12 protein-coding genes and 1 pseudogene are annotated in these 14619 nt (G+C 47.1%); 8 read left to right on the forward strand and 5 right to left on the reverse strand.

The window, feature by feature from the left end:
- Nucleotide 1 precedes the first annotated feature (1 nt).
- Nucleotides 2-616: a non-oxidative hydroxyarylic acid decarboxylases subunit B gene (locus LWH95_RS02875; protein WP_100275949.1), complete on the reverse strand. Its 615-nt coding sequence runs from the start codon at nt 614-616 to the stop codon at nt 2-4.
- Nucleotides 617-705: 89 nt separating this feature from the next.
- On the opposite strand from LWH95_RS02875, the gene bsdA reads away from it, so the two are divergent.
- The 6 genes from bsdA (at nt 706) to LWH95_RS02905 (ending at nt 5692) form a co-directional block, all read left to right on the forward strand.
- Entirely contained in the window at nt 706-1578 is an 873-nt protein-coding gene (bsdA, locus tag LWH95_RS02880) for a transcriptional regulator BsdA (RefSeq protein ID WP_148982855.1), read from the forward strand.
- A gap of 115 nt (nt 1579-1693) precedes the next feature.
- On the forward strand, nt 1694-2500 hold the full coding sequence (tcyA, locus tag LWH95_RS02885; protein ID WP_148982856.1) for a cystine ABC transporter substrate-binding lipoprotein TcyA: 807 nt from the start codon (nt 1694-1696) through the stop codon (nt 2498-2500).
- Nucleotides 2487-3191: a cystine ABC transporter permease TcyB gene (gene tcyB / locus LWH95_RS02890; RefSeq protein WP_003240153.1), complete on the forward strand. Its 705-nt coding sequence runs from the start codon at nt 2487-2489 to the stop codon at nt 3189-3191. The genes tcyA and tcyB overlap by 14 nt, the downstream gene beginning before the upstream one ends.
- 13 nt (nt 3192-3204) lie before the next feature.
- Nucleotides 3205-3948, forward strand: a complete 744-nt coding sequence (gene tcyC, locus LWH95_RS02895; RefSeq protein ID WP_003240152.1) for a cystine ABC transporter ATP-binding protein TcyC — start codon at nt 3205-3207, stop codon at nt 3946-3948.
- Nucleotides 3949-4268: 320 nt separating this feature from the next.
- Nucleotides 4269-4916 (forward strand): YczE/YyaS/YitT family protein, encoded by a 648-nt coding sequence (locus LWH95_RS02900; protein ID WP_148982858.1) that lies wholly within the window; start codon nt 4269-4271, stop codon nt 4914-4916.
- A 101-nt stretch (nt 4917-5017) separates the two neighbouring features.
- Complete coding sequence (locus tag LWH95_RS02905) at nt 5018-5692, forward strand: 4'-phosphopantetheinyl transferase (RefSeq protein WP_100275813.1); 675 nt, start codon at nt 5018-5020, stop codon at nt 5690-5692.
- Here LWH95_RS02905 and LWH95_RS02910 read toward each other — a convergent pair.
- On the reverse strand, nt 5687-7021 hold the full coding sequence (locus tag LWH95_RS02910) for an aminotransferase-like domain-containing protein (RefSeq protein WP_232918917.1): 1335 nt from the start codon (nt 7019-7021) through the stop codon (nt 5687-5689). The two genes, LWH95_RS02905 and LWH95_RS02910, sit on opposite strands and share 6 nt — an antisense overlap.
- Nucleotides 7022-7145: 124 nt before the next feature.
- On the opposite strand from LWH95_RS02910, the gene LWH95_RS02915 reads away from it, so the two are divergent.
- Together LWH95_RS02915 and LWH95_RS02920 are read left to right on the forward strand one after the other, a co-directional pair.
- Nucleotides 7146-8090 carry a DMT family transporter gene (locus LWH95_RS02915; RefSeq protein WP_232918918.1) on the forward strand — a complete coding sequence of 315 codons (945 nt, stop codon included), beginning with the start codon at nt 7146-7148 and terminating at the stop codon, nt 8088-8090.
- A 49-nt stretch (nt 8091-8139) separates the two neighbouring features.
- Nucleotides 8140-8679, forward strand: a complete 540-nt coding sequence (locus tag LWH95_RS02920; RefSeq protein ID WP_232918919.1) for a YcxB family protein — start codon at nt 8140-8142, stop codon at nt 8677-8679.
- Nucleotides 8680-8706: 27 nt separating this feature from the next.
- Here LWH95_RS02920 and LWH95_RS02925 read toward each other — a convergent pair.
- From LWH95_RS02925 to srfAC, 3 genes and pseudogenes are all read right to left on the reverse strand, one after another.
- Nucleotides 8707-9922: pseudogene (locus LWH95_RS02925) on the reverse strand (MFS transporter).
- Between the two features lie 97 nt (nt 9923-10019).
- Entirely contained in the window at nt 10020-10748 is a 729-nt protein-coding gene (srfAD, locus tag LWH95_RS02930) for a surfactin biosynthesis thioesterase SrfAD (RefSeq protein ID WP_003240143.1), read from the reverse strand.
- 27 nt (nt 10749-10775) lie between these two features.
- A complete protein-coding gene (gene srfAC / locus LWH95_RS02935; RefSeq protein ID WP_232918920.1) occupies nt 10776-14603 on the reverse strand; it encodes a surfactin non-ribosomal peptide synthetase SrfAC in 3828 nt (1275 codons plus the stop codon).
- Nucleotides 14604-14619 lie beyond the last annotated feature (16 nt).

The raw sequence follows: 14619 nt of genomic DNA on the forward strand, positions 1-14619 counted from the left end.
ATCAAGCTCCTCCTTTTTGTTTTTCAATCCCATTCCAGCGTTTCGCTTCAGGAAGGCGAATGCCAAATTGGTCCAATGTTCTGAATACAATATGGTCGACCATTTCCTCTAAGCTGCTCGGCTGATTATAAAATGCCGGCATCGGAGGAAGAATGATGGTGCCCATTTTCGTAAGCGCTAGCATATTTTCGAGATGAATCTGATTCAAAGGCGTTTCTCTCGTTAAGAGGACGAGTTTTTTTCTCTCCTTGAGCATGACATCCGCCGCACGTGTCAGCAGATTATCAGCCATCCCGGTGCGAATGCTTGCGAGTGATTTCATGCTGCACGGCGCAACAATCATTCCATCGGTATCAAACGAACCGCTTGAAATGGCTGCCGCCTGATCTTTATGCGAATATGTGTATGTGGCTAGTTGTTCTACTTCTTTTAAGGTATAGCCTGTTTCGTGTTTGATCGTGACGTTAGCCCAAGGAGACACAACGAGATGGGTTTCCACTCCGGCGGCCTTCAGCCACTCCAGCAGCCTGACCCCGAAAATGGCCCCTGTTGCCCCTGTCATTCCGACAACGAGTTTCACTTTGCCCCCTCCTTTACGCTTGAATTCTGCTTTCATTTCCATCATACTCCTGATATATCCATATGAAAAATATCTGTTAAATCTATATTTAATACCTAAAAGGTATAGAGAGGAGGCGCTTTCTTTTGGACATTCGCCAGCTTCGATATTTCATTACCATAGCCCAAGAACAGAAAATCACGTCCGCCGCCAAAAAGCTTCACATGGCGCAGCCGCCTTTAAGCAGGCAGCTGAAACAGCTGGAGGATGAGCTTGGTGTCGTTTTGTTTGACCGGAATAAGAAAAAGCAAATGACCCTTACATATGAAGGAACTGTTTTTCTGAAAAGAGCCAAGGAGATTTTGCATAGGTTTGAGGATGCCATCATCGAGGTACAAGAGCTGAAGGAGGAGGTGGCAGGCACGCTGGCCGTGGGTTCAACGATTTATTGTGCCGCTCTGATGCTTGAAAAAGTAACACAGATCAAAGAGAGATACCCGCACCTCACCTTTAATATTTGGGAGAATGAGCCTGCGACGCTGTTAGAGCTGCTGGAAAGCCGTCAAATCGATGCGGCGGTCACGACGACACTGATCAAAAGCGACACAGTCCAATTTAAACAGCTTGATGACATTCCATGTGTGCTCGTGCTTTCAGAAGAGGCCGGATATCCGTGCGGTGACACCATTAAAATGGAGGACATTCCTTCCTTTCCGCTGATTCTGCTGCGGCCTGTCAACGGGAAAGGTGTCTATAATCAGGTCATGAATGAATTTCATCGTTTGAATCTGGAGCCGCGTATTGTTTGTGAATGCCACGATTCCGCAACTTTGCTCAGTCTCGTTTCTTCCGGATTTGGCGCGTCCATTCTGCCCGTCACGATGATTCCCGTTCATATGAGAAACCACGTTCACACTGTGCATATCGAAAACAATCCCTTCATTATGACACCGGCTGTCATGTGGAGAACCGACAGTTATTTGCCAAAACCGGTACAGCAATTTTTGGATTTATTTTAAAAGATTTTGCCTTATGAAAACCAATTACTTGACTCATACTAAAAAAAAGTTATCCTTTAGATTTGTAAGCTATTTTTTTATTTCAATAAAATCAACCAGAAAAGTGGGGAATAAGATGAAAAAAGCATTATTGGCTTTATTCATGGTCGTAAGCATTGCAGTTCTCGCAGCTTGCGGAGCAGGAAATGACAATCAGTCAAAAGATAACGCCAAAGACGGCGATCTTTGGGCTTCAATTAAGAAAAAAGGTGTCCTGACAGTCGGTACGGAAGGAACATATGAACCGTTCACTTACCACGACAAAGACACTGACAAGCTGACTGGCTATGATGTGGAAGTCATCACAGAAGTCGCAAAACGCCTAGGACTGAAAGCCGATTTTAAAGAAACTCAATGGGACAGCATGTTTGCCGGCCTGAATTCCAAACGGTTTGACGTCATTGCCAACCAAGTCGGAAAAACAGATCGTGAAAACAAATATGATTTCTCAGATAAATACACAACATCAAGAGCCGTTGTCGTTACGAAAAAAGACAACAACGATATTAAGTCAGAAGCAGATGTAAAAGGAAAAACATCAGCTCAATCACTGACAAGCAACTACAACAAATTAGCTACAGATGCGGGCGCGAAAGTTGAAGGCGTTGAAGGCTTGGCACAATCCCTTCAATTGATCCAGCAAGGCCGCGTCGATATGACATACAACGATAAACTTGCCGTATTGAACTACTTAAAAACATCAGGCAACAAAAACGTGAAAATCGCGTTTGAAACAGGCGATCCGCAATCAACATATTTCACGTTCCGCAAAGGAAGCGGCGAGGTTGTTGATCAAGTCAACAAAGCATTAAAAGAAATGAAAGAGGACGGGACTCTTTCTAAAATTTCTAAAAAATGGTTCGGCGAAGATGTTTCTAAATAATCTGCCGGCATTGACGCTTGGCACGGCGATCCCGTGGGATCTGGTGCAGCAGTCATTCTGGCCGATACTTTCAGGGGGAATCTACTATACGATTCCCCTTACCATTCTTTCCTTTATATTTGGAATGATCATCGCGCTGCTTACAGCGCTCGCCAGAATGTCGAAAGTGAGACCTTTGAGATGGGTGTTCAGCGTATACGTATCCGCGATACGGGGCACTCCTCTTCTCGTTCAATTGTTCATCATTTTCTATCTGTTCCCGGCCTTTAACGTCACATTAGATCCATTTCCAAGCGCAGTTATCGCCTTTTCATTAAACGTCGGCGCCTATGCATCTGAAATCATTCGGGCATCTATTTTATCCGTGCCGAAAGGGCAATGGGAAGCCGGCTATACAATCGGCATGACACATCAGAAAACGCTGTTCCGCGTGATTTTGCCGCAGGCGTTTCGTGTGTCGATCCCGCCATTATCCAATACCTTTATCAGCCTGATCAAAGATACATCCCTCGCCTCTCAGATTTTGGTCGCTGAGCTGTTCAGAAAAGCTCAGGAAATCGGCGCGCGGAATCTTGATCAGATTTTAGTGATCTATATTGAAGCAGCCTTTATTTATTGGATTATCTGCTTCCTGCTTTCACTCGTCCAGCATGTCATCGAACGGCGTCTTGACCGCTACGTGGCCAAATAAGGAGGTTCCGAGTATGCTTACCGTTAAAGGATTAAACAAATCATTCGGTGAAAATGAAATTTTAAAAAAGATAGATATGAAGATTGAAAAAGGGAAAGTCATCGCCATACTTGGGCCTTCAGGTTCAGGGAAAACGACGCTGCTCCGATGCCTGAACGCGCTGGAGATTCCAAATCGCGGGGAGCTTGCATTTGATGATTTCTCCATCGATTTCTCCAAAAAGGTGAAACAGGCGGATATCCTAAAGCTTCGCCGGAAATCCGGCATGGTGTTTCAGGCGTATCACCTGTTCCCGCATCGCACAGCGCTCGAAAATGTGATGGAAGGCCCTGTTCAGGTGCAAAAACGGAACAAAGAGGAAGTCAGAAAAGAAGCCATTCAGCTTCTTGATAAGGTCGGATTGAAGGACAAAATGGATTTATATCCGTTCCAGCTTTCCGGCGGACAGCAACAGCGCGTCGGCATCGCCCGTGCATTGGCGATTCAGCCTGAGCTCATGCTGTTTGACGAACCGACCTCAGCGCTTGATCCCGAGCTTGTCGGAGATGTGCTGAAGGTTATCAAGGATTTGGCCAACGAAGGCTGGACCATGGTCGTCGTGACCCACGAAATCAAATTCGCCCAGGATGTGGCGGACGAAGTCGTCTTCATCGACGGCGGCGTCATCGTGGAACAGGGACCGCCGGAGCAAATTTTCTCCGCACCAAAAGAAGAACGGACGCAGCGGTTCTTAAACCGGATTTTGAACCCGTTGTAAAAAGAAAAACAGGGCGTCAGCGCCCTGTTTCAGATTGTTGACAAAATCCTAAAACGATTTTCGTTTTAGGATTTTGTCATTTTCAGCGTGATTGAAAACCATTGAAGTCTAGGAAGGGCGAGCATTGGAGCACAGCGAATGTTAAATTCGTGAGCACCGAAGCGCAGGCCTGACAACGAATGCAAGGGTTTGCCAACACGCTGAAACAGGGCGCCTGCGGCGGCCCTGTTTTTTTGTTGAGCCCCTTTCGCCTATTCCGCCCTTTTGTCAGATGTGCTACAATGACAATCGACTGATTTTTACGAAAGAAGGGACCTCACGTGAAGCAAGAACTTGTTCTGCGCTGGACATTTTATTTTGCCGGTTTGATCATTTTGGCTTTTGGTGTATCCCTGACGATAGAAGGAAAAGCACTCGGCATTAGTCCGTGGGATGCATTTCATTACAGCCTGTTTCAGCACTTCGGGCTTACCATCGGCCAGTGGTCCATCATTATTGGAGCGCTCATCGTCGGATTAACGTCATTGTTTACGAGGGCTTGGCCAAAAATTGGCGCGATCCTGAACATGGTGCTCATAGGTGTTTTCATAGATTTTTTCAATTTTCTTCTGCCTGCCCCCTCCACCTACACGGGATCCGTCATCGTCTTCTCGCTCGGTGTGCTGCTGATCGGCTACGGCGTCGGTGTTTATGTATCAGCAGGCCTTGGCGCGGGGCCGCGTGATTCGCTGATGATGCTGATTTCAGAAAAAACCGGCTGGAATGTGCAATGGGTGCGGAACGGCATTGAAATAACGATTTTGTTTGCTGCATGGGGCATGGGCGGTCCGATCGGTTTAGGTACTATTTTGACTGCTATCCTCACCGGACTCATTTTGCGCTTTTCATTGCCACAGTCCATCCAGCTGCTGAATTATGCTGTAGCAAGGCGGACAGCCGCTGTGAAAGCAACTCCGCCCTTACATTAAAACAAAGCCCCCGGCTTTGTTTTTTATTTTCTCCTCTATATGAGTCTAATTGAAGTATGATAGGATGGTTTTGACAATCTTTTGCAGACGGAGGATCTAGAATGAAGATTTACGGAATTTATATGGACCGCCCGCTTTCACAGGAAGAGACTGAACGGTTCATGTCTTTCATATCGCCTGAAAAACGGGAGAAATGCCGGAGATTTTACCATAAAGAAGATGCTCACCGCACCCTGCTGGGAGATGTGCTCGTCCGCTCAGTCATCAGCGGACAGTATCAGTTGGGCAAAGCTGATATCCGCTTCAGCACGCAGGAATACGGGAAGCCCTGCATCCCTGATCTTCCTGACGCCCATTTCAACATTTCGCACTCCGGCCGCTGGGTCATTTGTGCGTTTGATTCACAGCCGATCGGCATTGATATTGAAAAAACGAAACCGATCAGCCTTGAGATCGCCAAACGTTTCTTTTCAAAAACAGAGTACAGCGATCTTTTAGCCAAAAACAAAGACGAGCAGACAGACTATTTTTATCATCTATGGTCAATGAAAGAAAGCTTTATCAAACAGGAAGGCAAAGGCTTATCGCTTCCGCTTGATTCCTTTTCAGTGCGCCTGCATCAGGACGGACAAGTATCTATTGAGCTTCCGGACAGCCATACACCATGCTATATCAAAACCTATGAGGTGGACCCCGGCTACAAAATGGCCGTATGCGCCGCGCACCCTGATTTCCCCGAGGATATCACAATGGTTTCGTACGAAGCGCTTTTATAAGTGGCTCAGCAGCAGCTTGACGCCGTGTTCAATATCTTCCGTTTTCACATTGGAAATATTGATTTTTAATAGATTTTCTTTCGGATAATCTGATAAATAATGACGGTCTATCGCCTCAAGGAGAACCCCTTGTTTTTTCAGCCTTTGAATCACCCTTGAGGCCGGCAGATCCTGAGGAAGCACCAGATGGGTGTGCATGCAGGGTGCCTGCCCGCTGGAAAACGTGAAGCGGCCGCGCCCCAGCTGCCTATGTGTTTGGATGGCTTGATGAAGCCTTAGTGACCGTTCCTTATAGGAAGCACGGATCTTCTCCTTATGCCTGCCGTACATGCCGCTTTTCAGATAAATTTCCAACGCCGCTTGAGAAATCATCGAGCAGTCGATGTCGTTCAGCTTTTTGTACGTGTGAAACGTGTCAATTAGCGCATCCGGCAAAACAGCAGCCCCCACACGAAGACCGGGAAACATCATTTTTGAAAAGCTTTTCAGATAGATGACATGCGAGGACAGATCATATGCGTACAGCGGATCTGCCTTTTTATTTTCCTCCAGTTCACCGAGATAATCATCCTCAACGAGATAGACATCATACGTTTCTGCGAGTCTCACAAGCTCTTGTTTATCACGCTCTGATAAAGAACAGCCTAGCGGGTTATGGAAGCGCGGCATCGTATAAAAAAATTTGATTGATTCTGTCTGAAACAGCCGCTCAATCTCGGCTATATCAAGTCCCTCCTCCGTTCTTTTCACTCCGATGGCGGGTATCCCAAGCGTTTCAAGCTGTTCAATCATCAAATGATAGCCCGGCTGTTCAATCGCGATCTTCACTTTCCCATTTGGAAACGGCATGGCACAAAGCAGGGATAACGCCTGCTGGACACCTGATGTAATGAAAATATGCCGTTCTTCCGCAAATACCTGCTGATTGGTGAGCAGCTTTCGGAGTACACGGATGAGTGATGGAAGCCCCTTTGGCGTCCCATAAATAAACAAATCGTTCTTGTATGTATCAATCGCTTTATTAATACAGTGCTGAAAATCTAGATACGGAAATACATCGGGGTCCGGCGCAGATGTGGCAAAGTCGATGAGGCCCGGCTGTCCGCTTTTTGCTTTTCCCGTCTTTTTCACAATATAATAGCCGCTTTTCGGAACGGAGTAGATAAGGTGACGCTTTTCCAGCTCCTGCAGCGCGCGGATCACTGTGCTTTTGCTGACTTGATAACGGACGGACAGCTGACGGATGGACGGAAGCCTGTCACCTTCTTGATAAGCGCTGCTTTGCATCATCTCCTCTATTCTCGTCAATAGGCTCATATACTTCTCCATGCTTTCTCCCCCTGTTTTGTACCGGTACAGTTCATTGTTTTTCTCATTGTACCGCTCTGGTCACAGCCATACAATAAAATAAAGCGACCGGCGCTGCAATTCAGGTAAAGGAGCACCTCCCATTATGGTTAAAAAACAGCAAGCCTCCGCTTATATGGCGGCTATCTTATATTCGTTCATTATCGGTTTATCCTTTCTATTCGTAAAAATCGCACTGCAAACAGCCGAACCGTTTGATATTCTGGCGCATCGGTTCACCATTGCGTTTGTTGCGGCCACTGTACCCGTCTTATTCGGCTGGGTAAAGCTATCAATCCGTGTAAAGGACGTCATTGCCATTTTGCCGCTCGCCCTGCTGTATCCGGCGTTGTTTTTCAGCTTTCAGGCATTCGGCCTTGTATACTCGTCCTCTTCTGAAGCGGGAATTATTCAGGCAGCCATTCCGATTTTCACGATGGTCTTTGCCTCTTATGTTTTAAAGGAACGCTCGACGTGGACGCAGAAGGGTTTCACGGTTTTATCCGTTGCCGGCGTCATGTTTATTTTTGTGATGAAGGGCGTTGACGTGGAATCTGCCAGCTTAAAAGGATCTTTGCTGATCCTGCTGTCCGCCTTGTCCTCCGCGATGTACAATACCGCTGCCAGAAAAATGACGCAGCGGTTCAAGCTGACCGAGCTCACCTACATCATGTCAGCGATCGGCTTTGTCGCCTTCAACGCCATCGCCCTTGTGCGCCACGGAGCGGCTGGAACTGCCGGCACTTATTTTCAGCCATTCCGGGAACCCGGCTTTGTTCTCGCCATTGTGTATTTGGGTGTGCTGTCTTCACTCGTCACTTCATTTCTGTCCAACTATACGCTGTCTCGGATTGAGGCGTTTAAAATGAGCGCTTTTAATCATGTCTCCACCATCGTGACGATGATTGCAGGAGTCGTGATTCTAAACGAAAGCCTGGCCTGGTATCATCTTGCCGGTGCCGTTTGTATTATTATTGGCGTGCTGGGGAGCAATATTAATCTGCAGAAAAAGAAGAAACATCAAAAAGGAACCATTTCTATGAACAAATGAGAATTTATGTTAGGGTTGAAGGAAAATATATTTGAGGTGCATTGTAAGAATGATTCAACATAGCGTCTTCCTAGAGGGAGCCATTTCATTACGAGATATGAGATATTACTTTATATACCGGCAAAGAAAAGCGGCGGTGATTTGTTATATTTATATTTTTCTCCTATCTGCATTGGTGTATTCCGTATATGGATTTCCGTTTACCGTTTATAACAACGAAACATTAGAATTGATTTATAATGGTATTTTCATAGCAGTTGTATCTCTGATCTTCACACTGCTCTTCACTGCCTTTTTATATCTGCGGCTGCGTACCGGCTATAAGAACAGTGAGCGGTTAAAACGCAAAAGGACATATACCATTAATCGGCAAGGCATTCAAATTCAATCCAAAAACTATGATACCTTGTTTGAATGGAATGAAATAAAGGGAGCGGCAGAATATAGACACTTATTCTCCATAAAAACCTCCAGTCACCAGCTGATTTTGATACCTCAACGTTTTTTCAAATTCGAAAATGAGCGGCACTCGTTCAGACAGCTTGTGAAAGAACATGTGCCCGCCAAAAAAGTAAAGTTGCAATATTAAAAAGAGGGGTGTCCCCTCTTTTTTTTATTAAATGTCAATTCTCTCTTTGTGTTGAAAATGAATGTTTTTGAATGGCACCAGCGCCAATAAAGCTGATAAACCGACAAGCACCACACAAACCACAACAATCAGCAGATAATCATGGGTCATGTCATAAAACAAACCGCCCGCATACACACTGAGAGCACCGGCGATCTGATGGATAAAGAAATTGATGCCTAACAGCGAGCCGATTAATCCTGTTTGATAGCTTTCTGAAATAGACGCCGCGGTCAGCGGGATCACGCCTGTGTAACTGAGTCCGAATAACAGGATGAAACCGAAGTACCAAAGTTCGCTGTGATGGATTCCGAGAATGGGAATGAGCAGGCAAATCAGGCTGAGCAGCCGAATGAAAAATAAGATGGATAGCATCACGCTTCTGCTGCCGAGGAGATCTGAGAGCCAGCCCGCCAATGATGATAAACGCCCCGAACGCGGCCATCATTCCGTTGACATGAGAGACATGCGCATCCTTCAGCATCGGAACGAGATGAGCATCAATGATCCCCATTGTAAATCCGCATGTAAACACGCCAAAGTACAGGATATGAATGAGGCGGGACTGCTTTATCACGTTCCAAAATCCCCGCCAGTCATAAGATTTTTTTACAGACTGCGCTTGCGCATGTGGCGGGTGCTTCATCCCGAAGGCGAGGAGCGGCAGCAGAACAGCCGCCATGACGATGCCCAATATCGTATAGGTGTTTTGCCAGCCGGCATGATACGGAGCCGCGGCCCAAATGGGCGAGAGCAGCAGCAGGCCCGCTGAGTTGGCATTGGTCAAAATAGCGAGCGCCAGGCCTTTGTGCGTGTCGAACCAGCGGCTGATGAAATACTGGGTCGTCACGCCGACCGCACAGGAATAGCCGATTCCGCCGAGCACGCCGTAAATGGCAGAAAACACATGAACATTCGGTGAATACGGAAGCACCAAATAGCTTGCGCTGATACAAACAGCTCCAAGCGCCATAATCTTTCTGACGCTGAACCGGTCAATAAAAAAACCGACAAAAAACTGAACGATGCCCGTTGTAATCATAAAAATGCTGACAGAAACCGAGATCAGCGACCTGTCGGCATGGAAGGTATCCGCCATTGGCAGCATAAAAAATTGAAAGGAATTTCTGAATGAGTTCATTCCGATGGCGAAAACAAACGTAAACAGCAATACAAACCATTTCATCATAGGAGACGCGCGCATGTTTCGACCTGCCTTTGTTTGAGTATTGCGACTATTATATCATGTAAAAATTTCCACTCAACAAAAAAGCGGAACAGCCAGCGCTGTCCGCTTTTGATCACGATTGAATAATCGGATGCTGATTCAATATTGCAAAAATCCGTTCTGCCACTTCTTCCGTATGTGACAGCAGAAACATGTGCCCGCCGGCAAATTCATGGAATGTGATGTCTTTCGCCCACTTCTTCCAGCCTTCCGCATCCCGAATGCATTTTTCATCATCAAGCCCGTTAAAGACATGAACAGGCGATTGGATCGGGGTCACATCGTGAAGCTCAAATTGTTCAAGAGCCCGGTAATCTGATCTGAAGGAAGGCAGGAAAAAGGACATGACCTCCTTATTTTCAACGAGCTCCGCGGGCATTCCGCCTAATTGAATAATATGATCGAGAAACTGATCATCAGGCAGATGAGACACTTTCTTCCGCTGAATATGCGGCGGCTGTATCGCAGATATGATAACTGCCTGCGGAATGATGCCTTCACGCTCCAGCTTTTGCGCCAGCCTGAAGGTGATCATTCCGCCCATACTGTGTCCGAACAGCACAAACGGCCGATCAGGACGAAGGTTCAATTCTTGCTTGTACAAATCGGTCAGCTCTTCGAGATCCTCAATGGCTGACGTTTGATTCGTGCCGTGTCCCGGCGGCTCGGCAGCGAGCATCTCACACTCCCCCTGCAAAAAAGCATGGAGAGGGCGAAACGACGCTGAGTATCCGCCCGCAAACGGAAAACAGATGAGCTGCGTTTTTTCCGACGCATCAAATGATTTGAAGAGTTGGCTCATGGCCGTCTCCTCCTTTCATCACTTCATTTAAGAAACCGTTACGGTTTGTGTATTAAGAAATTCGAGCAAAATCCCGGCATTCCTATCTAGCGTTTCGCCCTGCAGCATTTCAGCGTGTGTTCCGAAGCCTCTTTTCACACGGTAAGCACCTGTTGTTGCCTCTTCCCACGATGCAAGCCATTCCGGCATGTCAAAATCAACGCCAGAAGTCAGCAGATCAATATCCGCTTTCACTTGGCCTGTGCTGATCAGGTTGACGTAGTATGAGTAGAAAGCGTGTGTTTTTTGCTTGAGGCCTTGTTTGACGGCTTCGCTGTTGAGCGCTTCATTGTCCCGGTTGACATTCATCAACGCTTCAACATCACTCTCAACTGTGCGTCCGTCCAGATCACTGACACCTTGTTTTTTATAGGAATCCACCATGATGATCCGCTGAACAATGCGTCCTTGTTCCTCAAGCTTTTTGGCAACTTCAAACGCCAGGCTGCACCCCGCTGAATACCCGAACAGTGTCAAAGACCCTTCCGGCTGAAGCTTCTGAATCAAATCCGCATAGCGGTCAAGCCGGTTTTCCTCCTCAATGAAATCAAAGGCGCACAGCTTGTATGACGGCAGGCGGCTGGCCAGGTTTTGGTACATGAGGCCATAGCCCAAGACCGGCGGGAATGCGAAAATGATCTGATCCTGATCGGGATTCATTATCGTTACATCCTGCAATCCATCTGATCCCCCGTTTTTCAGATACGCTGAAATGCCGGCGATCGTCGGCGCTTCAAACAAAAGTTTTACCGGGAGATCAATCGCGAGCTCTTTCTTGATGCGGGAAGCGGCGGTCATTGCCTTTAAGGAGTGCCCGCCAAGCGCAAAGAAATCGTCATGAATGCCGACTTGCTGTCTGCCGAGAATCTCGGACCAGATTTGTGCGATCGTTTCTTCCGTCTCGTCGCGGGGCCCGATCCATTTTTCCATTAGCTGATCCTGATCCGGTTTTGGCAGCAGCCGTTTATTGACCTTCCCGTTTGTCGTTAAAGGAAGCTCGTCCATGAAAGTAAAGGTTTGCGGCACCATGTAAGCAGGAAGCTGTTTTTTCAGGTGTGTCTTTATGTCTGCAGCTGAAAGCTGCGTCCGGTTCACGAGGTAGGCGTTGATTGATGCATCGCCAGACTCATGGCGGTCTGCAACAACAACCGCATCTTTCACACCCGGATATTCCTGCAGCTGCTTTTCGATTTCTTCAAGCTCAATCCGGTGTCCGCGTATTTTGACCTGGTCGTCAATACGGCCGGCGTATTCAATTGTTCCATCCGGCAGCCAGCGTGCTAAATCCCCTGTACGGTAAAGCATTTCTCCCGGCTTGAACGGGTTCGTAATAAACTTTTGCTTCGTCAGGTCATGACGGTTTACATACCCTTTTGACACACCCATTCCGCTGATACACAGTTCACCGACCGCTCCGAATGGCTGGAGCTGGTTTTGCTCATTAAGAATATAAACACTGGCATTGCTAATCGGCTTTCCAATCGGCAATGAGGAGATGGCATCTGGTATATCATGCACGATGTGAGCTGTCGCAAACACCGTTCCCTCAGTAGGCCCATAGCAGTTAATCAGCTTGCCCGGCCCCATGACCCGCAGCGCTTTTCTGACGTGAGGCACAGACGCGCGCTCTCCGCCGAATAACACGCAGCGAAGCCCCTTCATCCAATCCTCTCCCGCATCTGTGAGAAGATTAAATAGTGCAGTTGTCGCAAACATGACATTGACATTCTCTTGATGAATCAGATCGGTTAGACGTTCTGTATCAAGCAGCGTATGTTCATCTGCGATAATGAGCCGTGCCGCATTCAGCATTGAAGCGTAGAAATCAAAGGTAAATGCGTCAAAGGCGTAATTCGAAACAGATAAGAACGTATCTTTTTCGGAAAAGGCCATGTAGTCTACATGCTTGACCAATCCTTGAATATTGGCATGAGTGGTGATATTGCCTTTCGGCTTTCCGGTTGTACCGGACGTGTACATGATATATGCCGGATCGTCGGGTTCAATCGAGATCTCAAGGTCACATGCCTGTTCTTCAAACCGTGTTTGATCATCAATGAAGAGCGTTGTCCCTGTAAACGGCAGCTGAGCCGCTTTTTCTTTCATCTCCTGATGTGTCAGCAGACAGGCTGCGGCGCTGTCAGTCAGCATATACGAGATTCGGTCCTCCGGCAGCTTCGGATCAATCGGCAGATAGGCCGCTCCCGCTTTTAATACACCGAGAATGCCGATCACCAGTTCAAGCGAACGCTTCGTGTACAAAGCTACAACGGAGCCTTTGCCCGCGCCCTGCTTTTGCAAACGGTGTGCAAGGCGGTTCGCTTCCTCATCTAATTCGCGATAGGAAAGAGTCTGTCCGGAATACTTGAGCGCCGGTGCATTAGGATTAACGTTCACCGCTTCCTTGAACCATTCCGTCAGAGGCTTTGCCTCATGAGTTTGAGCCGGCGGGTTTAAGCCGGTAAGCAAAAACTCTCTCTCCTTGTCGTCAACGAGGTTGATCGTGCTGACAGGCTGATCCGGCTTATGGATGAGCTGCTGAATCACTGTGAGAAGCTGAGATTTCAAGCGCAGGATAAACGCCTCATCAAACACATTCTCATTATAGGCAAGCTTAATCAGCATCTCATCCCCTGGGGAAGCCATTAGATTGAGATCATAATTCGACTTCTCAAAAACATGTACATCCTCCATATCAAAGCCGTTTTCACTGTTTTCTTCATTTTTTGCATCCTGAAGCGGATAATTCTCAAAGACAATGATGTGGTCAATCAGTTTCGGTTGATCGGCTTGGCTTTGGATGTCATAGAGCGGCACATATTGATGCGGCTCAGACTGAAGCGATTGCTCCTGCAGCTGCTTGAGCAAACCGTTAAATGTGATATCCTCAGACAGTTTCACCCGTCTTGGGACAACGTTGATAAACAGTCCGACCATATGTTCAACGCCTTTGATTTCCGCGGGACGCCCGGAAACGACTGTGCCGAAGGTCAAATCGCCAGACTGCTGATAGCGGCTGATCAATACGCTCCAGACTGCCTGGAGCGCCGTACTCAAAGTGGTATGCTGCGATTTTGCAAGCTCGGTAAAGGCCTTTGTTTCCGCCTCCGGCAGTGAGAAGAGCAGCTCTTTTGGCTCGTATTCGCCCTTTTGTTTCTTTCTTTGCTCCGCAAACGTCGTCTGTCCTTCAAAATCCTCTAAGTACTCGCGCCAGTAACGCAGTGATGCTTGTTTATCCTGCTTTTCAAGCCACTTGATGTAGTCTTTATACGGTTTGACAGGGGGGAGACTGTACGGCTTTTGTTCGCGCAGGGCATTGTATACTTTAAACAGATCCTGCACGACGATGCCGAAGCACCATCCGTCCAAAATAATGTGGTGGTAGCTCCACACCCATTCAAAGCTTTCATCAGCTTTTTTGAAAATGGCCGCCCGCATTGGAATATCCCGCGTCAAATCAAAGCCCTTGATCTTATCTTGTTCTTTGTATTCATTGATTTTGGCTGTTTGCTCGCTGCCCGTTAAGTGTGTCAGATCGATTTCTTCTATATGAAACTGCCTTTTTTTCAATACGACTTGGACAGGTCTTTTTACTTTTTCGTGAATGAACACGGTACGAAATACATCGTACCGGTCCATGATCACATTCATGCTTTCTTCAAGGCATTTGATATTCAAGCTGCCTTTTACTTTCATCGTGATTTGTTCAAGGTAAAAGCTCTGGCCGGGATTCAGGATGGTATGAAACATCATCCCTTCCTGCATCGGCGATAGGTAATACATATCTTGAACCTGATCCTTGCTAAATTGACTCATATGCTTCGCTCCCGCC

It is taken from the genome of Bacillus sp. G16 (assembly GCF_021282335.1).
Classification (GTDB): domain Bacteria; phylum Bacillota; class Bacilli; order Bacillales; family Bacillaceae; genus Bacillus; species Bacillus inaquosorum.

Coding starts and splice junctions, on each gene's coding strand:
- tcyB (WP_003240153.1), top strand. CDS start 2,487: ATGTTTCTAAATAATCTGCCGGCATTGACGCTTGGCACGGCGATCCCG.
- LWH95_RS02905 (WP_100275813.1), top strand. CDS start 5,018: ATGAAGATTTACGGAATTTATATGGACCGCCCGCTTTCACAGGAAGAG.
- LWH95_RS02875 (WP_100275949.1), bottom strand. CDS start 616: ATGAAAGCAGAATTCAAGCGTAAAGGAGGGGGCAAAGTGAAACTCGTT.
- LWH95_RS02910 (WP_232918917.1), bottom strand. CDS start 7,021: ATGGAGAAGTATATGAGCCTATTGACGAGAATAGAGGAGATGATGCAA.
- tcyC (WP_003240152.1), top strand. CDS start 3,205: ATGCTTACCGTTAAAGGATTAAACAAATCATTCGGTGAAAATGAAATT.
- LWH95_RS02920 (WP_232918919.1), top strand. CDS start 8,140: ATGATTCAACATAGCGTCTTCCTAGAGGGAGCCATTTCATTACGAGAT.
- tcyA (WP_148982856.1), top strand. CDS start 1,694: ATGAAAAAAGCATTATTGGCTTTATTCATGGTCGTAAGCATTGCAGTT.
- srfAD (WP_003240143.1), bottom strand. CDS start 10,748: ATGAGCCAACTCTTCAAATCATTTGATGCGTCGGAAAAAACGCAGCTC.
- srfAC (WP_232918920.1), bottom strand. CDS start 14,603: ATGAGTCAATTTAGCAAGGATCAGGTTCAAGATATGTATTACCTATCG.
- LWH95_RS02915 (WP_232918918.1), top strand. CDS start 7,146: ATGGTTAAAAAACAGCAAGCCTCCGCTTATATGGCGGCTATCTTATAT.